The organism is Leisingera sp. ANG-Vp (genome assembly GCF_000813725.1).
Classification (GTDB): domain Bacteria; phylum Pseudomonadota; class Alphaproteobacteria; order Rhodobacterales; family Rhodobacteraceae; genus Leisingera.
In genome coordinates this window covers 76,572-94,482 of the sequence record NZ_JWLD01000063.1, presented here as the reverse complement: position 1 = coordinate 94,482, position 17,911 = coordinate 76,572, and the positions used below count along the sequence as shown (strand labels likewise).

Genomic DNA, 17,911 nt, shown 5'->3' with positions numbered 1-17,911 from the left:
GTTACTCCGCAGGCTGGGCCAGGGGCCCGGATTGCCGGGTCTCGGTTTTCCGCGGCCCGCTCACCGTCATGTAGATGTTGTAGGCGCCGATACAGGCCCCGATCAGGTAGAGCAGCCCGCCGACCGCACGGGCCACATAGTAGGGGTGCATCTCGATCACGCTGTCGAGGAAGGAGTAAAGGAAGGCGCCATCAGCATCATAGGTCTGCCACATCAGCGACTGCGTGATACCGCTGTTCCACATCGCGCCGACGTAGATCAGCGTGCCCGACAGGGCGAGCCAGAAGTGCCAGGCCTCCAGCTTCAGCGAATAGACCCCTTCGCGCTTCCAGACCCAGGGCACCATCTTGTACATGGCGCCAAAGGTGATGAAGGCCACCCAGCCCAGGGCACCCGCATGCACGTGGCCCACGGTCCAGTCTGTGTAATGGCTCAGCGAATTCACCGGGCGGATCGCCATGAAGGAGCCCTCGAATGTCGACAGCCCGTAAAACAGCACCGCCACCATCATGAAGCGGACCGCCGGATCGGTGCGCACCTTGTCCCAGGCGCCGTTGATGGTAAGGATACCGTTGAAGACCGAGGCCCAGCTGGGCACCAGCAGGATGATCGACATGGTCATGCCCAGGTACTGCACCCAATCCGGCAGCGCCGTGTAATGCAGATGGTGCGAGCCGGCCCAAAGGTAGAGGAACGTAATCCCCCAGAAGCCGACAATCGACATCCGGTAGGAATAAACCGGCCGGTTCACCGCCTTGGGCAGGAAGTAATAGAGCATCCCCAGGAAACCGGCCGTCAGCAGGAAGCCCACCGCGTTGTGGCCGTACCACCATTGCGTCATCGCATCCTGGGTTCCGGAGAACAGCGAATAGCTCTTGGGATAGGCGATCGAGACCGGCACCGAGAGGTTGTTCACCGTGTGCAGCATCGCAATCACCACGATGAAGGCCAGGTAGTACCAGTTGGCCACATAGATATGCGGCTCGGCCCGCCGCGCCAGGGTGCGCAGGTACAGGGTCAGATAACCGATCCAGATGACCAGCAGCAGCAGATCCGCGTACCACTCGGGCTCGGCGTATTCCTTGGACTGGGTGATGCCCAGCGGATAGCCGGAGGCGGCCACCACCAGGAAGAGGTTGTAGCCCCAGAACACCAGCCAAGGCAGCGTCTCGCTGGCCAGCCGCGCCCGCGAGGTTCGCTGCACCACGTAGAAGGACGTGGCGATCAGCGCGTTGCCGCCAAAGCCGAAGATGACGCCGGAGGTATGCACCGGCCGCAGCCGCCCGAAGTTGGACCAGGACATATCGCCATTGAGCGACGGAACCGCCAGCTGCCAGGCTATGATGTCGCCGACGGCAAAGCCGATGATCCCCCAGATCAGCGCCGCAATAACGCCGTAGCGGATGACCTTGTCATTATATTCCAGCGGCACCTCTGCCGGCCCGTCGCTGATCCGGTTCAGCATCCACAGGATGCCCCAGCCCGCCGCCAGCGCAATCAGCCAGCCGTGCAGCACATATCCCAGCGGCACGCCCCAGCCCAGAATGGCCAGCCCGCCCAGCAGCACCAGGGACAGGGCTGCAAGAATGGCCGCATTTTCAAAGCTCACGCTACGCTGCATCGGATGCCTCCTGCCGGTGGAACCGGACCTCGAATTCCACCGCGCCAAGCGCTTCGACCGAATGCACCTCCTGTGGAGCAAACACGGCCGTTCCGCCCGCCTCAACGATCACTTCTGCCTTGTCTTCGCGCCGGAACCGCAGCCGGCCGCTTTGCACCGCCAGCTGGCCCCAGACGCCTGCCTTGGTGCTGTGATCCTGGCGCAGTTTCTCCGGCAAGGTGTCCTGCGTGAACCGCGAGGTGGCGTAATGCACCGCGCCTTTGGGAAGAGCCTCAGACATTCATGCATCTCCATGGAACAGATCCGCGTAGGCATGCCAGGTGGCGTAGCCAAGCAGCGGAAAGACAATCGCAAGCCCCAGCAGTCCGGTCAGAATGCCCAGGGCGGTCAGGAAGGTGATGGCCGCGCCCCACCAGACGCAGAGCCAGAAGTTATGAGTGGCGGCGTTGAAGCTCAGCCCCATGGCCGAAAAGCCGTCGATCTTGCGGTCCACCAGCATCGGCAGGGAAAAGGCCGAGACCGCAAAGCCAAGCGCTGCAAACAGCCCGCCTGTCAGCGATCCCGCCACCATCAGCACCCAGCCTTCCTGCGTGCTGAGCAGCAGCTGCAGCGTCTCAGTGAAACCGGCAAAGGGCCGCAGCCCATAGACAATGGCAAACAGCACCGTGGCCGCCCGGATCCAGGTCAGGGCAAAGACCATCAGAATGGCCCCCACCAGCGCAATCTGCCCTTTCGAGGCCACCTCCCGCTTGCCGCGGGCTACCGCGTAAAGACCGACCGTGGCAACCGGCCCCACCAGCACCCCGCCGGCCAGCAGCGGCAGCAGCATCCAGGCCATGCCGCTGGCGTTCAGGAACCAGATCGTCGCCCATCCAGCCAGCACCAGTGCAGCACCGTATCCCAGTGAAAACCCCAGGTTGGCGCGCAGATCCCGCCACCCGGCGACCAGCCAGCGCTGCACCACCTGCCCTGGATCATCTTGTATCACCCTTGCTTTGGAATAGACGCCTGCGGTCATTTTCGTCTCTCCTCTTGCGGTCTTGCTAGATCGAAGGATGGCTCGCATCCTAACACACCGGGCGTGCCGCCTTCCGGCAACCGTCCGTAAATTGCTCACACCAGAACCGGCGGCGCCCCTTCGGGCCTGCGGAAATTCTCAATCCCGTAGGACAGCCCGTTGCCGATCCGGTCGGCCAGGCTTGCAAACGCAGCCGCGGTTTCCGGCTTCAGCTCGCGGTTTGCCGTATCCCGGAACAGCTCCAGCCACAGCGGAAAATGCTCCGGTTTGATAGCTGCGTTGGCCAAATGGATCTGCATCGGATTGCCCTCGTACCCCGGCTCGCGCAGGATCGCGCCGCGCCAGAAAGCTTCGATTTTTGCCTCATGCCCGGGCCAATCCGAAATGGCCTCCCCGAACACCGGCCCCAGCACCTCATGCGCGCGGATACGGGCATAGAAACAGGCCACCAGCCGGCTGATCTCTGCCGCGGTGATTTCGAACATCCGGGGCCGTTGAGGCTGCGCATCTGCCATGGGAATCGCTCCAAACATGTTTCCTGCATCTATATTTTAATAAATACGCATTCTCAAGTCCTATTTATAAGAGCAGCTGCCGGCTGAAGCTGTTTCAGCGCAATCCAGACAATCGCTCCTGTTCATTCAACGCGCGGCTCTGCCAAACCGCCTGATTTGGGCCCTGTACTGTTTTCCAACGCAGCAAATGATTGCGGTACAGTCTGGAGCTTCGGCTCACAGATGCTGGTGCGAATACCCGACTTGCTGCGAGATGCCCCTTCCGCCTAGCGGCGTTCTGACGTCCGCCGAAATCTGTTTGCAAAATGCACCGGCAAACGGACATGGGACCAGACTGGTTCCAGCAGCTTGACCTCTCTCAAAGCAGGGCTGTCCTGGCTGAGCCATCCTGCAGGCATGAAGGGCGACCACGGGCACAGCAAAGAAGACATCGCGCGCCGCCTGGCAGGCACTAACGGCACCGGGCGGCTGAAGGATGCGGTTTACGGCGGCATCGATGGTGCAGTCACCACCTTTGCGATTGCCGCAGGCGTTGAAGGCGCGGGGTTTTCGCCCGCCGTGATCATCGCCCTTGGCATCGCCAATGTACTGGCAGACGGGTTTTCCATGGCGGCGGCCAACTATCTGGGCACCAAGGCGGATCTGGACGACCGGCGGCGCCTGCATGAGGTAGAGAAACGCCACATACGGCACTATCCGGAGGGAGAGCGCGAGGAGCTGCGCCAGATCTTTCAGGCGATGGGGCTGAGCGGCGAAGTGCTGGAAGGCGCGGTACAATCCGTCGCCGCCAAGCCGGAAAAGTGGATCTCGCTGATGCTGACCAGCGAATACGGGCTGGCGCCGGCCGAGCCCAGTCCGGTTGCCGCGGCGGTGACGACCTTTGCCGCCTTCATGGCGGCAGGCATCGTGCCGCTGCTGCCGTTCATGCTGGGCCTGCCGGACCCGTTTCTGACAGCGGCCTTGGCCACCGGAACCGTGTTTTTCGGCATAGGTGCCAGCAAGAGCGTCTGGTCGCTGGCCCCCTGGTGGAAATCCGGACTGGAGACGCTGCTGATCGGCTCCTGTGCCGCTGCCGTGGCCTATCTCGCGGGCAGCCTGTTCCGGATTTGAGCCGGATCAAGGGGAACGGGCCGGATTGCGCTTAAACTGGAGCCCGGAGGGAAGCCCATGTTTTCCAAGGCCTTCAAGATCGCCACCCTGCAAGGGTTTGACATCCGCATCGACCCAAGCTGGGGCCTGATCGCAGCGCTGATCACCTGGAGCCTGTCGACGCAGTTCTTCCCGGCGGTCTATCCCGGTGCCAGCGCCAGCGTCTATTTCCTGCTGGCGCTGCTTGCTATGCTGGGCTTCTTTACTTCGCTGATCCTGCACGAGATGTCCCATTCGGTGGTGGCCCGCCGGTTCGGGGTCGAGATCAAAGGGATCACGCTGTTCATTTTTGGCGGCGTTGCAGAGCTGGGATCAGAACCTAAAACCGCCGTCAGCGAATTCTGGATCGCCATTGCAGGCCCTTTGATGAGCTTTGCACTGGCAATTGCCTTCTGGCTGCTGGCCCGGACGGGCGGGCTGCTGGCGCCGGGCATGGCGTTGAATCATGTGCTGGAATATCTGGCTCTGATCAACATGGTGCTGGCGGTGTTCAATCTGCTGCCAGCTTTCCCGCTGGACGGCGGGCGGATTTTCCGGGCCTATCTGTGGAGCCGCAGCCGCGATCTGCTGCAGGCCACCGCCTTCGCCACGCAGGTCAGCAGCTGGTTTGCCTACGCGCTGATCATCTTCGGCGTCATCGGGATGTTTTCCGGAAATCCGGTTGCCTCGCTATGGCAGGTGCTGATCGGGATCTTCGTGCTGGCAGCGGCCAAGGGAACCTATTCCCGCCAACTGCAGGAAGCCGCCTTCAAAGATAAAACGGTTGCCCTCCTGATGACATGCGACCCGGTTTCGGTACTGCCGGAGGTGAGCCTGCAGCACCTGGCGGATCAGGTGATGTTGAGCGGGCGGAAGAGTTTTGTGCCGGTGGTGCTGGGCGATGTGCTGCTGGGCTATGCCGATACCGGTCTGCTGGCACAGACCCCGCGCGAGAACTGGTCGGCAACCCATGTCGGTGATGTCTATGTACCGGCGGACGCAAGTAATACAGTCAGCCCTGAAATGCCCGCAGCGGAACTGATGGCCAGAGTTTCGTCAACCGGGCGGCGCAAGTTTCTGGTGGCAGAGGGACGCCAGTTGCTGGGGGTCGTCACCCTGTCCGACTTGATGGGGTACCTGGCGGTGCTGCAGGAAATTCAGATGCCGGCCGGCAAGACAGAATGATGCTTGTGTGAGCAGGCGTGCCGTTTCAACGGCTATGCCCACGCGGCTTTTGAGCCTGCCCGAAGTCTTTCTGCTGGCTGGTTCCCCCCAAGAAGGCAAACCAGTAAGCCAGAGCGACACCGCCCGCGCCGCCGACGATGTTGCCCAATGTGACCCAGAACAGATTGGCAGCAGCCGTGGCAAGGGGGATATCCGCTCCAGCCGCCCAGGCTTGCGGGAAGAAGTACATATTAGCGATAGAGTGCTCGAGTCCCAGCAGCACAAAGGCGGTAATGGGCCAGAGCATGGCAAGGATTTTCCCCGCCGCTGTGCGGGCGGCGAAGGACAGCCAAACCGCCAGGCAGACCAAAGCGTTGCAAAGGGCGCCGCGGGCAAATGCTTCGAGCTCCGCCAGATCCGCCTTGCCCTCCGCAATGTCAGCGGCGGCGGCGCCCATCGGGCCGTCCAGCAGCCCGGTCAGGGCAAAAACAGCAGCCAGCCCGGCGGCACCCGCCAGATTGCCAGCATAAACGATACCCCAGCTGCGCAGCAGCAGGCGCAGAGGGATCTTGCGGTCCACTGCGGCGATCACCATCAGCACGTTGCCAGTGAACAGCTCTGCCCCGGCGATCACAACCAGGATCAGTCCGAGAGAGAACACCGCGCCGCCCAGCACACGGACCGGCCCCGTAACAGGTGCGGCTCCGGTGAGAGCCATAGTATACGCCGCCGCGCCGAAGCCGATGAAGGCGCCCGCCAGCATAGCCAGCACAAACATCTGCGGCAGCGGCAGCCTGGCCTTGGCTGTTCCGGCGGTCTCTACCAATGCTGCGATTTCCGCAGGTTTATAGGCGTCAAATGGGGTCTGGCTGCTCATGGGCGGCTCCTGAGGCTATGGGGGCTGCCGGGGTCCGGATGCAACCCGCTAGCGGTCAGTGGGCAAGGAGGACCGGCAGGTCCGTCTGACCGACCATCGTTCTGGTGGTGCCGCCAAAGACGGCCTCGCGCAGCCGGGAATGGCCGTAGGCGCCCATCACTACAAGGTCGGCCCCGGCTTCGCGGGCGCGCTGCTGGATGCCATGGCCGACGTCACACCCGCCGCCGGGGAATTGCGAGACAGTAACATTGCAACCGTGGTGGCTGAGCCAGGCTGCGGCATCAGCCCCCGGGTCCTCGTCTCCGCGCTCTCCCATGGCTCCGGTTTCAAAGCAGCCGATCACGACCTCCTGCGCACGGCACAGATAGGGCAGTGCAGCATGGGCCGCGCGCGAGGCGGCGAGGCTGCTGTCCCAGGCCAGGAAAACGCGGCTGTAGCCGGCAAAAGGCGTGCCGTTCATGATCACCGGAACGGGTGATTGGAACAAGAGGCCGTGCAGCGCTTCGTGAAAGACATCCTCGTGGCTCCTGAGGCCATCGGCAAACTGCGCGATGTCACAGGTTTTCGCCCGCTGGGCGCAAAGCATGCGAATGTCCGCGCCGGCGCAGACAGCATATTGCACGCCGCCGGAGCAGCGGCTGCGGGCAAGGAGAGCATTCACCTCTGCAGAACGGGTTTCTGCGGCCTGCCTTGCGTCTCTGAGGCGGTCAACCCAGTCTGCCGGCATCGCAGCCGCACCGAAGCCCGTTGCACTGTAAGCGAAGTATGGTCTGGAAGGCAGGTTATCCAAAAGCAGGCAAGCCAGGTGTGCGTCTTCGCGCTGCGCCGCCTCGGCGGCGGCGGTGACGGCTTCATCGCCGATGTCAGCAGCGAGCACGAATAATGAGGTTTTGCGTTGCATGGCGGGCCTCCGTGAACTGGTTCGCGGCAGGCGGAGAGCGCACCGCTTTCGTCAGTAGATCAGCTCGCCCGTCGGGCGCCATGATCCTGATCAAGCGTTTGCCGGAAGGGCAGTTAATCTCTGTCAATGCAGGCCGTTGGGGACCGATTTACTATCGGACTGCATCTGAGGAGGAGCACCATGTACAAACATATTCTGGTTCCCATTGCACCGGAACACGGTGCCGACACGGCCCGCTCCCTGGAGGCCGCCCGCCTGCTTGCGGATGGCGGCGCCAGGATCACCGCGCTGACAGTGGCCGACGAAATCCCCGGCTATGTGGTTCAGCAGCTGCCGGAGGGCCTGCTGGAAAACACCCGGGCGGAAATGCTGACGGCTCTGAAAGCGGATCTGGGCGGGGTCAAGGATGTCAAGGCGGATGTGGTAACCGGCCATGCAGGGCGCACAATCAACGACTACGCCGAAGCACATGGCGCGGACTGCATCGTCATTGCTTCGCACCGCCCCGGCTTGCAGGACTACTTCCTAGGCTCAACGGCGGCGCGGGTTGTGCGCCACGCCAAATGCACCGTGGTTGTTATCCGGTAGCCGTGATCCGGCAGCTGTCACGCGCCACCGGGCGGCCTTGCCGTCAGCAAAACGGCGGCCCGCAAACTGTCCAGCCAGCCCGCAACCGGGCTTCTGCCGCCCGGCAGCAAGCTTCACCCGCTGCGAACAAGGGCTTCCAGCAGGTGCAGTTCGCCGCCTGTACGCTTTAAGGCTCGAGTTCCAACGAGCAGCAATTGCGGCAACAAGTGAGGGCTGCTTCTGGCCCCAAGATCCCTTCGGGGCTTCCCGGCTTCCCTAGCTTTGTGAACCCGGAAGGGTTTGCTGATGCGCCAAGGCAGCCTGTCAATCCCGGCTCAAACTGCGTAAAGAACACTTTTGAACCTGCGGAATTTCTTTCTTTAACACCAAAGCTCTAGCGCGTTTTTGTTAGAAACCTAATACAATCAATCACATTCTTGAGTGATGCGGCAGCGCCCGGTGATTTGGTAATTTAATCCCTCAACTAGAAAGAAATTCAAAAGGAGGGGAAATTGAACAGATTACTAATTGGAACTGCAGCAGCACTTTCTCTGGCAGCCGCCGCGGCCTTAGCTGCACCTGAGGCCAAACTCAACAGATGCTGGGGGGAGCTGGCAGCTCATATGGGGCAGCACGGCATTATGGGAAAACACTCATCTGCTCACGGTTTTTTCACACCTGATCCCGGCGAGGGCGGAAGACGCGGAGTCGGCAACGTGTCCAAGGAGGACCATGGGCCCCTTTCTGAAGGCGGGCAGGGCCTGCACGCCATTGAAGTTGGCCATCTTCTGGGCGCCCCGTTTTTCTCTCATCTGCCAGAAGGTCAAATTCCACCGAAGGAATGCAGTATAGCACCCGACTGAGTGCAGGAGAGGCAAGCTCAGCGGTGGCCGTTGCAGGCCACCGCTTTCAGCTTGGTGAAAAATACACAAGGCATTGATTTAAAACACATTAACTGAATTCCCCTCCTAACCTCCCTACGCTCCCCGGCAACCCTTTGATTTACATTTCCGAGCATATGAAGTATGGAATATGTAAGAAGTGCAAGTGGATCGCAGGGCATTACTGCCAGAAGTGAGGGCCTGCCCGCTGGCTGCGCTTGGGGCAATGAACTTTTTTCTTCGCCAAACATCTTTTGCCGCAGCGGATTCCCAATAGCATTTCACACCCGAGGCCAATTCGAGCCGGTTGCGATTACCGCGAAACGTGATGGAGGGGGCAGCACGTTGGCTTCTGTTTGGCTGGAACAATGGACCGAACTTCTCGGCGGCAAGAGCCATGGGCTGATGGCTTTGGATGAAACCGGCAATCTGGCTCATCTGGATCTTGTGCTGAATGGCAGCCCGGCCTGCCACCTGGTGCTGCATTGGGAAAACATACGGATCCGGGACCCGCTTCAAAACGCGAAACTGTCCAGGCTGATCCGGGCCGGGATGGAATATGACGAAACCTCCGCAAAGCCATTGCCGCCGCCTGTCAGGCTGCCGATATCCGATGAGAGGTCCGTCTACATTGATGTGATCCCTCTTCCGCCTGCTTTCCGGCAGAAACTGGATGGGGCGATGTCTTTGCTCAGCATCCGGGAAGTCGAAAATCAGCCGGGCGTCAGCGCAGAACTGCTGCAGCAGGAGTTTCATCTGACGCCCTCCGAAGCTTCGGTCGCCGTGCAGTTGTCAAATGGGCTGAGCCTCAAGCAGGCGGCCCAGAAGCTGAACATTTCCATCTGGACCGCCCGCAGTCATTTGCGCGCGGTGTTCCAGAAAACCAACACCCACCGCCAGGGAGAGCTGGTCTCATTGCTTGCGCATATTGAGCACTAGTTCCTGGGAGCCGCCAAAGGAGAGGTCTTTGGCGGTGCAGCAATTCGGTCAAGTTTTGTGACTGATTCCAGCCAGTTGATGTGCGTCTGCAACTTCCCGGAATGCGCTGGAAGCAGGTTCCTGTTTGGCGCGAATTCTGCCCCTAGTTTGAGGGGCATGCCCTGTGCGGCAGACCGGTTATCTGAGCGATGCAGATTGCCCGTAATTCTGGTTCATTGGCGGGGTTCGTTAACTGTGGAGGCTGTTATGAAGAAACTATTCATTGTTACGGCTCTTATAGCCGGGTTCAGCGCACCTGCAGCAATTGCAGACAATGGTTTGAAGGTTGGGCAGGACCCTTATCTGCTGGCTATCGCCAAATGCACCAATCACGGTCATGGTAACGGGGCAGAAGCTGTTCACCCCCGTACCCTGAGGTGCATTAAGGGGCCGAATGCGCCTGAAGATCATCCCCGCGATCAGGATCCCGGCAACTCAGGAAACGTGCCGGATTAATACCCGTCTGGAAGCAGAAAGCCGCCCAATCCAATTGGATGCTTTCTGTTCACAGAGAATCTCTGTTAATTACTGGAGGCTGTTATGAAAAAACTATTCGTGATTACCGCGGTTATGGCCGGGTTCTGCGCACCCGCAGCATTTGCAGACGGCGACAATGAAAACAAGCCAACTGAACGGGAACTGGCAGAGCGCCGCTGCGGCAACAATGGCGAAGGCAATGATGCTGAAGTTCTGATCTACCGCCGTGGTGAGTGGATCTGCCGGAAAAACGTGAACTTCCGCGGCGAGCCGGATGAAGACCATCGTAGAGACGTTGACCCGAACTGACACATCGTTTCCGGCTGCCTCAGCCGGATAGAATGTGGCCAGCAAGGCGCCCCTTCCCTCGTGGGGGCGCCTTTTTCCAGTCATTCCATCCGCAGGGCCGTCACCGGATCCAGGCGCGATGCGCGCCTCGCCGGGAAGAAACCGAACACCATCCCCACAGCCGAAGCCAGGCCAACCGCGCCGATCAGCGACAGCGGGCTCAGAAACACCGGCCAGCCAGCCAGTTTGCTGGCACCAAAGGCCAGTGCAGCCCCGGCAGCGAGTCCGATCAGCCCGCCCAGGAAGCACAGCAGCACCGCCTCCATCAGAAACTGGAACTGAACATCGCGGGCACGGGCACCAACTGCCATCCGCAGCCCGATCTCGCGGGTGCGTTCTGTGACCGAGACAAGCATGATGTTCATAATGCTGATCCCGCCCACCACCAGCGAGACACCGGCAATACCCGCCAGCAGCCAGCCGATGGTCCGCGAAGCAGCGTGCCGGGCCTCCATCAGCGAGGCGGGGTCGACAATACGGAAATCGTCTGCGCGGCCCGCCGGAATCCGGTGCCTTTGCCGTAGCAGCCTTGCGGTCTCCTGTTCTGCCAATGGCACCGCCGCACCCGAAGACGCCTTGGCCAAAATATAGTCGACTGAACCGCGATGCACCGGATTTGCACTCCCGAACAGCCGCCGTTGCGCGGTGCTGATCGGAATGAAGATGATTTCATCCTGCGCCCGCCCGGAACCCGAAGTGCCTTTCTCCGCCAGGATGCCGATGATTTCGAACGGCACCGAAAGAATGCGGATGGTCTGGCCGACCGGATCGCTGTCCCCGAACAGTTTTTCAGCAGTGTCCTGTCCCAGCAGGGCTACTTTGCCAGCGTTTGCCTGCTCTTTGCTGGAAAACAGCCGCCCGCGGGTCAGCGGCCATTCACGGATGGTGAAATAGCGCGCTGTCGTGCCGTTGACGGTGACCCAGGTGTTGCGGTTCCTGTTGATCACTTGCAGCTCTGCCCGGGCGGAAGGCGCCGCGGCAATGACCTGAGGGATATGCACCTCTATCGCCTCCGCGTCGGCTTCACGCAGGATAGCCGCTTGGTACAGGCCCGCCTTTGCATCGGTTCCCCGGTTCAATTCCGGCACGATCATAAGCACATTGGCGCCAAGCGTTTTGATCTGCCGGTCGATCTCCCGCTGTGCACCAGCCGCAAAGGCCACCATCGCCACAACCGAGGTGACCCCGACAATAATGCCCAGCATCGTCAGAAAACTGCGCAGCAGGTTTGCCTTCAACGCCCGCAAGGCAAGCCTGAGGCTTTCAAACAGGGGCATTGCCGCCTCCGCCGGTCTTACCGGTGCCTTCACTGGAGGCTGGCTCGCCCTCGCCAGTTGGATGCCGGACAAACCGGGCCAAAGAGTCAGGTTGCTCCCGGCTGTCCGGGTCCACCTGTTCATCACCGATGATTTCACCGTCTTTCATGCGGAGAATACGGTCCGCGCGGCGGGCAACATCCTCATCGTGTGTAATGACCGCTATTGAGCGCCCTTCGGCATTGATCTCCTGAAACAAAGCAAGGATTTGCCCGCCCTTCTCACTGTCCAGCGCTCCAGTCGGCTCATCCGCCAGGATCAGTCCCGGGCCGTTGGCCAGTGCCCTGGCGATGGCAATCCGCTGCTGTTCGCCGCCTGACAGCTGGCTGGGAAAGTGGTTCCGGCGGTCTTCCAGCCCGGTCTTGCGGAGCAAAGCACGCGCCCGGCTCTTGCGCTTGGCCGCCCGCAGTCCCGCATAGATCATTGGCAGTTCCACATTCTCCAAGGCGGTGAGGCGGGGCAGCAGATTGTATGACTGGAACACAAACCCAAGCTCTTGGTTACGAAGCCTGGCGCGAATGCCGGCCGGCATCTCCCCCGTATCCTTTCCCCGAAACCAGAGGGAGCCGGAACTAGGCCGCTCCAGCAGGCCAAGAATGGACATCAGAGTGGATTTTCCGGATCCGCTTGGACCGGTGATCGCCAGGAATTCCCCAGCGGCCATGGAAAAAGAACAGCTGCGAACCGCCTCAACCCGCGACGTGCCGGTCCGGTAGCTTCTGCAGATGTTTCGAGCTTCGATGAACATGGGCTCTACCACCAGTTCCGGAAGATCTGCTGCAATCGGCTTTCGGCTTGCGTCTTGATTTCACCGCTGATGACCAGATCGCCTTCCTTGAGGTGTTCCGAGATCACCGCCGTGTGGCTGGCATCCTGCTCGCCAGTCAGAACCGCCACAGGCTCCGGAGTGCCGGATTGATCCAGACGCCAGACAACCGGCTGCCCGACAGTGTCCTGCGCCAGGCCTTCCTGGGAGGGTTGGAAAGCCAATACGCTGGTTGGCACTTTCAGGGCCGGAGCGGTCTCGCGGATCGCTATGTCGACCAGTGCAGTCATGCCCGGGAACAGAAGATCGCCCGGATTTTCCGTATTCAGAACCACGGTATAGGTGACAATGTTCTGAAAAACTTTCGCTGATTTCCTGATTTCGCTCACAGTCCCTGAGAATTGCTTCGCCGGGTAAGCATCAACGGCGAACACGGCTGACTGGCCGGTTCGAATGTGTCCGATGTCGGTCTCATCCACACTGACGTGAACCACCATCCGGCTCAATTCCTCAGCAATCGTGAACAGCTTTGGCGCTTCCAGCGTTGCGGCAACGGTTTGCCCCTCATCCACACTGCGGTCGATGACAACCCCATCGATCGGAGCCCGGATCGCCGTGCGCTCCAATTCGACCTGGGCCAGTTGCAGGGCCGCCTGGCGCTGAGGCACATTCGCCCGCGCCCCTGCAAGTTCCGCCCGGGCCCGGGCGTGTTCGGCCCGTGCCGCCTCGATCCTCTGGCTGCCCGCTGCCAGCTGCGCTTCCGCTTCGCGCAGCTGCGCTTCTGCGCTCAGCACCGCACTCTGGTCATCTTCCACATCAGCCGCCGAGACGGTCCCGTTCTTCTGCAAGGCTTCCCTGCGGGCAAGCCGTGCCCGCGCGAGCGAGAGATCGGCAGCGGCCTGATCAATTCTGGCGTGGAAAACGTTCAGCTCCTGCCGGGCTGTTTCGATGTCTACCGCGGCCTTTTCAAGCGTAGCACTTTGGACTTCGACTGCCGCCAACGCGATTTCGACCGCCGCTCGCGCTTCTTCGACACGCGCCTGAAACCCTTCACGGTCAATGATGGCCAGAGTCTCGCCCTTGCTGACACGGCTGTTGAATCCGGCTTTCACCTCGGTGATCCGGCCTGAAACTTGCGAGCTGATATCCACTTTTATCAGCGCATCCAGGGTCCCGGTCGCCGTCACCAGTTCGATCAGCGGGCCATGTTCTACGGGATGTGAGAGGTAAGTTGTTTCCGTGCCAGGCTCCGGCCGCAGTGAAACAAAAGCGGTCAGGGCCAAAAGGGCCAAAGTTATCGGGAACAACTTCAGCATAAAGCCAACCATGCCATTTTGGGCCTGAATTTTCAATGAGTTCCCGGGTTCTGCCAAACTTATTCGGTGACAGGCAGAGTAAAACCCAGTTCCGTCTGCGGATTTGGAAGGCTGAAGGCATATCGCCACGGTTCAAGCGGCCGCGCAGCGGGTCCGGCAAGCCGGGCGCGCGACAATAACTGCGCTCCTGTCCCAGTCTCAGATCAGCCCATCGTAGGCCCTGGGTTTGATTACGGCAGCAATGACGGTGAACGCATCGGAGGATTGCGCGGCTTCGAGTGCTGTGCGCAACTCCTGCCGGGTTGTCACCGTATGACCCTCGCCGCCAAAGGCACGGCCAAGCGCGGCAAAGTCGTGCTTGCCGAAACCGACACCGTTGCCGGCCATCTGGCGCTGACGCTGTTTGAGCTCGATCAGCGACAAACAAGCATCGACAAAAACTACAAAAACCGGGCTGCTGCCCAGCTCGGCTGCAGTTGACAATTCCCCAGCGACCATCAGCATGCCCGCATCGCCGGAAAAGGAGATGACCGGCCGGTCCGGCGACGCCAGTTTTTCGCCTATCGCCATCGGAACCGCGCAGCCCATGGTGCAGAGCGCCGACGACTGGATCAGCCCGCGCGGCTCATGACAGTCCCACATCTGGCTGAGCAGAATACGGTGTGCGCCCGAATCCGCCGTGGCCAGTGCAGTGTCCGGAAGGGCCTTGCGGCATTCATCTATGATGGCGGCAGGGCCCCATTCGGCATCCGTTGGAAATGCCCCGGCCAGCGCCGACCTCACGGCAGTCAGCTGGCCTTCAGCCCAGGTCGCCTGCGGCGTAACGCCCTGTCCCAGCAGCATCAGGGTTTCACCGGTTGCCGCGACAAAATTCAAGCTGGCCTGATGCATGTAGTGGGTATTCGGCACCGCCGCGATGTCGATCACATTGACCGACGCCGGATCCCAGACCTCCCGCCAGCCGCTCCGCATCTCGATTGGATCATAGCCTGCGCAGATGATCAGATCAGCCTCGCGGATGAACGGCAGAAGATGCTTGTCGGCTTTCGGCGAAAGACCGGCTCCGCCCAGGCATAATTCATGCGTTTCCGGTACGATTCCCTTGGCCTTGTAGCTGGTAATCAGCGGCACGCCGAAAGCCTCGCAGAACGCGCGGATACCGGCGCCCGCACCTTCGGCAACAGCATCGAGCCCGGCAATCATCACCGGACGTTTCGCCGCCGCCAGCCAGCGGCGGGCCTGATCCAGATCTGAGCCCTCGGCAGGCACCGCCCGCACGGCCGCCGGACGGCGCCGAAGAATGGCCGGGCTGACACGTTCGTCCGCGACTGAGATCGGCACATCAATATGCACCGGCCCGGCCCGGCCCTCCCGTGCAATGCTGACTGCCTTATCGGCAATAATATCAGCGCTGTCGGCGGAAAGCCGGAACGTTTCCTTAGTGATCGAGCGGAAGACCTGCTGGTGGTCGAACACCTGGTGGGTGTAGGTCTGCGCCTCATCTGCATCGACGCAGCCGGAAAGCACGATCATCGGCACACGGTCCTGCATAGCATTGGCAACCACATTCACTCCGTTGACCACGCCCGGTCCAACAGTCGCCACCAGGATCGCTGGGGCGCCGTCGCGGTGATGGACGCCCTCAGCGATAAAGCCAGCGTTGTTTTCGTGTTTGCAGAGGACGAACCGAATGCCTGCTTGCTCCAGTGCATCCACGATTGTCAGCACTTCGCCTCCGGGCATCCCGAAAGCATAGCGGCACCCGGCCTCATACAGTCTGCGGGCCACAAGATCTGCCGCGCGCACTGGTCCGTTCACTTCCGGCATCTCACTCTCCCGCCTGTGCGGCCAATTTGCTGTATCCATCCCGAGTTTGAGGCGTTTTCATGCCCAGAAGCTGGCCCGCAACCTGGGTTTTCAGCACCTGCACGGTTCCGCCGCCGATGGTGAACATGCGCACATCACGGTACATCCGCTCAATCGGCTCTTTGCCGCCGTAGCCGCGGGCGCCGAATATCTGCAGCGCATCATTCACCACCTTGATGGCCAATTCGGTGGCAAAAGCCTTGGCGCGGGCCGCCATCATGATGTCTGGAAAAGGCGAACCGCCAGGTCCGCGCGACTTCGCGGCTTCATGCAGCATCAGACGCGAAGCATGCACTGCGGCATCCATGTCGGCCAGCATCCATTGCAGACCCTGGAATTCGGCCAAGGGGCGCCCGAACTGGTGCCGCTCTTTGAGATACCGCTTGGCGTGCTCCAAGGCACCGGCGGCCACGCCCATGGCGATTGTGCCCGCACCGACGCGCTGGCTGTTGTAGGCGCTCATCAGTTCGGCAAAACCGCGGCGGAACCCGGAAGGAAAGGTCAGGACCATATCATCCTCAACATGCAGATCTTCGAACACCAGTTCCGCTTCGGGCATTCCGCATAGACCCAGTGTGTGCTCGCGGCCGGCGACCTTGAAGCCCTTTGGCTCAATACCGTTTTCAGGGTCAACTATCACCAGAAAGCCGCTGATACCCTGCTCTTCGCCGTCCTCATCCAGAACCTTGGCGAAGATCACGTGCAGTTTCGAAACCCCGCCGCCCGTAATCCAGTGCTTGCAACCATTCAGAACATAACCGCCATTGACCCGGCGCGCGGTGGTGGTCATCTCAGTCGCAGCGCTGCCGGCCCCGGGCTCAGTGATACAGATCGCCGGCTTGTCACCGGACAGCACCTGAGCAGCGGACAGACGCTTCTGTTCGTCTGTTCCATAAAGCATCACCGCACTGATCCCGCCCATATTGGCTTCGACAACAATACGCGCACTCAAAGTACAGGCTTTGGCGATCTCCTCGATCACCACCACCGTGTCGTAGTAAGTGGCCCCCTTGCCGCCGTATTCGACCGGGATGGTCATGCCCATGATACCGGCTTGGGCAAGGTCCCGAACATTCTGCCAGCAATAACTGCGGCTCCTGTCCCACTCAGCAGCACGCGGTGCAAACTTCACTGCCAAATCCCGTGCAATCGCCCGATAAGCTTCTGTCGATGATGTGTGTTCCATGCCGCCAATCATGGCGCTAGACTTATTCAGATCAATCTAATAAATATGCATATCATATTCAGCAAAGTTGAAGTTATGAATACACGCGCTTTGGAGACGCTCGTCCGGATCAACCAGGTTCAGTCCTTCAGCAAGGCGGCAGAGCTTCAAAACATGACGCTGTCGGCGCTGAGCATGCAGATGAAATCCCTGGAAACCGAACTGAATGCTCAACTCTTTGACCGCAGTTTCCGACCGCCGAAGCTGACACCATTGGGACGCAAGGTCGCCGCCAAGGCTCTTCGTGTCCTGGAAGAACAAAGTGAACTCATCGCATTGTGCGGAAAGGATGGTGAATTGACCGGGCGTTTCCGGCTTGGCATGATTTCTTCGGCCAGTGTCCGGCTATTGCCGCATTTCATGGCGCAAATCTCCCGCATCGCGCCCAGCGCAGAATTCGCCCTGAGCACTGGCTTATCCGAGCAGCTGTTTGAACAGGTGCATCTCGGACTGCTGGATGCCGCGGTGGTGACACGGGTCCCCCAAGCACCTCCAGATCTCCGGTTTGACACGATTCACCAGGAAGAGATGGTTTACGCGGTCCCCAAAAGTTACGCCGGGCGGCCGCTGGAAGACGTTTCCCGCCTGCTGCCGTTCATCCACTTCCGCCCCTCGACCGGGATCGGCAACCTGATCGCAGATTACTTGAAAGACAACACAGAACAGCCAAAGCAAACCACAATTCTCGACAACCTCGAAGCCTCGATGGAATTCGTAAAAAGCGGCCTGGGCTACACACTGCTCCCTGCGCCGGACGTTGAAAGATGCAGTGACGAACGTGTGCACATCATCACTGACCACGCAAAACGCATGTTCCGGGAACTCGCCCTGGTTTCTCGCCAGGAAGGTTTGAACCGTCACTGGAACGACGAGATCTTACGAATTTTCCGCAGCCTTCTGCCGCCGCCGGACTAGCTTGCGCAGTTCAAGCAATGTGCTGCAGCCAA

Annotated in this window: 18 protein-coding genes; 7 read left to right on the top strand and 11 right to left on the bottom strand. The window is 60.6% G+C overall.

All coding sequences use genetic code 11. The features are described from left to right. Position 1 precedes the first annotated feature (1 nt). The 4 genes from ccoN to RA20_RS18935 all read right to left on the bottom strand — a co-directional run bounded on the left by ccoN (position 2) and on the right by RA20_RS18935 (position 3,154). Positions 2–1,621 carry a cytochrome-c oxidase, cbb3-type subunit I gene (gene ccoN, locus RA20_RS18950; protein ID WP_039132365.1) on the bottom strand — a complete coding sequence of 540 codons (1,620 nt, stop codon included), beginning with the start codon at positions 1,619–1,621 and terminating at the stop codon, positions 2–4. Beyond that, positions 1,611–1,901: a DUF1971 domain-containing protein gene (locus tag RA20_RS18945; RefSeq protein WP_039132363.1), complete on the bottom strand. Its 291-nt coding sequence runs from the start codon at positions 1,899–1,901 to the stop codon at positions 1,611–1,613. Before RA20_RS18945 ends, ccoN begins: the two co-directional genes overlap by 11 nt. After that, positions 1,902–2,639 carry a DUF2189 domain-containing protein gene (locus RA20_RS18940; RefSeq protein ID WP_039132361.1) on the bottom strand — a complete coding sequence of 246 codons (738 nt, stop codon included), beginning with the start codon at positions 2,637–2,639 and terminating at the stop codon, positions 1,902–1,904. Positions 2,640–2,734: 95 nt separating this feature from the next. Next, positions 2,735–3,154, bottom strand: a complete 420-nt coding sequence (locus RA20_RS18935) for a group III truncated hemoglobin (RefSeq protein ID WP_039132359.1) — start codon at positions 3,152–3,154, stop codon at positions 2,735–2,737. Between the two features lie 396 nt (positions 3,155–3,550). Here RA20_RS18935 and RA20_RS18930 point away from each other — a divergent pair, with 396 nt between their 5' ends. Together RA20_RS18930 and RA20_RS18925 are read left to right on the top strand one after the other, a co-directional pair. Then, positions 3,551–4,264 (top strand): VIT1/CCC1 transporter family protein, encoded by a 714-nt coding sequence (locus RA20_RS18930; RefSeq protein ID WP_039132414.1) that lies wholly within the window; start codon positions 3,551–3,553, stop codon positions 4,262–4,264. Between the two features lie 57 nt (positions 4,265–4,321). After that, positions 4,322–5,467, top strand: a complete 1,146-nt coding sequence (locus RA20_RS18925; RefSeq protein WP_039132357.1) for a site-2 protease family protein — start codon at positions 4,322–4,324, stop codon at positions 5,465–5,467. A gap of 25 nt (positions 5,468–5,492) precedes the next feature. Here RA20_RS18925 and RA20_RS18920 read toward each other — a convergent pair whose 3' ends face one another. Together RA20_RS18920 and RA20_RS18915 are read right to left on the bottom strand one after the other, a co-directional pair. Further along, positions 5,493–6,323 carry a formate/nitrite transporter family protein gene (locus RA20_RS18920; protein ID WP_039132355.1) on the bottom strand — a complete coding sequence of 277 codons (831 nt, stop codon included), beginning with the start codon at positions 6,321–6,323 and terminating at the stop codon, positions 5,493–5,495. A 55-nt stretch (positions 6,324–6,378) separates the two neighbouring features. After that, entirely contained in the window at positions 6,379–7,224 is an 846-nt protein-coding gene (locus RA20_RS18915; protein WP_039132353.1) for a universal stress protein, read from the bottom strand. Between the two features lie 180 nt (positions 7,225–7,404). Between RA20_RS18915 and RA20_RS18910 the strand changes: the two genes are divergently transcribed. The 4 genes from RA20_RS18910 (at position 7,405) to RA20_RS18895 (ending at position 10,436) form a co-directional block, all read left to right on the top strand. After that, positions 7,405–7,812 (top strand): universal stress protein, encoded by a 408-nt coding sequence (locus RA20_RS18910; protein WP_039132351.1) that lies wholly within the window; start codon positions 7,405–7,407, stop codon positions 7,810–7,812. A gap of 1,004 nt (positions 7,813–8,816) precedes the next feature. Beyond that, on the top strand, positions 8,817–9,611 hold the full coding sequence (locus tag RA20_RS18900; RefSeq protein ID WP_082018060.1) for a helix-turn-helix transcriptional regulator: 795 nt from the start codon (positions 8,817–8,819) through the stop codon (positions 9,609–9,611). A 246-nt stretch (positions 9,612–9,857) separates the two neighbouring features. After that, complete coding sequence (locus tag RA20_RS25490; RefSeq protein WP_152618551.1) at positions 9,858–10,106, top strand: hypothetical protein; 249 nt, start codon at positions 9,858–9,860, stop codon at positions 10,104–10,106. 84 nt (positions 10,107–10,190) lie between these two features. After that, positions 10,191–10,436: a hypothetical protein gene (locus RA20_RS18895; RefSeq protein ID WP_152618550.1), complete on the top strand. Its 246-nt coding sequence runs from the start codon at positions 10,191–10,193 to the stop codon at positions 10,434–10,436. A gap of 80 nt (positions 10,437–10,516) precedes the next feature. On the opposite strand, the gene RA20_RS18890 is transcribed toward RA20_RS18895, so the two are convergent. The 5 genes from RA20_RS18890 to acdA form a co-directional block, all read right to left on the bottom strand. Next, positions 10,517–11,752 carry an ABC transporter permease gene (locus RA20_RS18890; protein WP_039132341.1) on the bottom strand — a complete coding sequence of 412 codons (1,236 nt, stop codon included), beginning with the start codon at positions 11,750–11,752 and terminating at the stop codon, positions 10,517–10,519. Continuing rightward, positions 11,739–12,539, bottom strand: a complete 801-nt coding sequence (locus RA20_RS18885) for an ABC transporter ATP-binding protein (RefSeq protein ID WP_082018059.1) — start codon at positions 12,537–12,539, stop codon at positions 11,739–11,741. Before RA20_RS18885 ends, RA20_RS18890 begins: the two co-directional genes overlap by 14 nt. Before the next feature lie 5 nt (positions 12,540–12,544). After that, positions 12,545–13,873, bottom strand: coding sequence for an efflux RND transporter periplasmic adaptor subunit (locus RA20_RS18880; RefSeq protein ID WP_193748875.1), 1,329 nt, complete (start codon positions 13,871–13,873; stop codon positions 12,545–12,547). Between the two features lie 198 nt (positions 13,874–14,071). Beyond that, positions 14,072–15,700: a thiamine pyrophosphate-binding protein gene (locus tag RA20_RS18875; protein WP_039132339.1), complete on the bottom strand. Its 1,629-nt coding sequence runs from the start codon at positions 15,698–15,700 to the stop codon at positions 14,072–14,074. 1 nt (position 15,701) lies between these two features. Beyond that, positions 15,702–16,925 carry a 3-sulfinopropanoyl-CoA desulfinase gene (gene acdA / locus RA20_RS18870; protein ID WP_039132407.1) on the bottom strand — a complete coding sequence of 408 codons (1,224 nt, stop codon included), beginning with the start codon at positions 16,923–16,925 and terminating at the stop codon, positions 15,702–15,704. A 75-nt stretch (positions 16,926–17,000) separates the two neighbouring features. Between acdA and RA20_RS18865 the strand changes: the two genes are divergently transcribed. Then, on the top strand, positions 17,001–17,879 hold the full coding sequence (locus tag RA20_RS18865) for a LysR family transcriptional regulator (protein WP_193748874.1): 879 nt from the start codon (positions 17,001–17,003) through the stop codon (positions 17,877–17,879). The last annotated feature ends 32 nt before the right edge of the window (positions 17,880–17,911 follow it).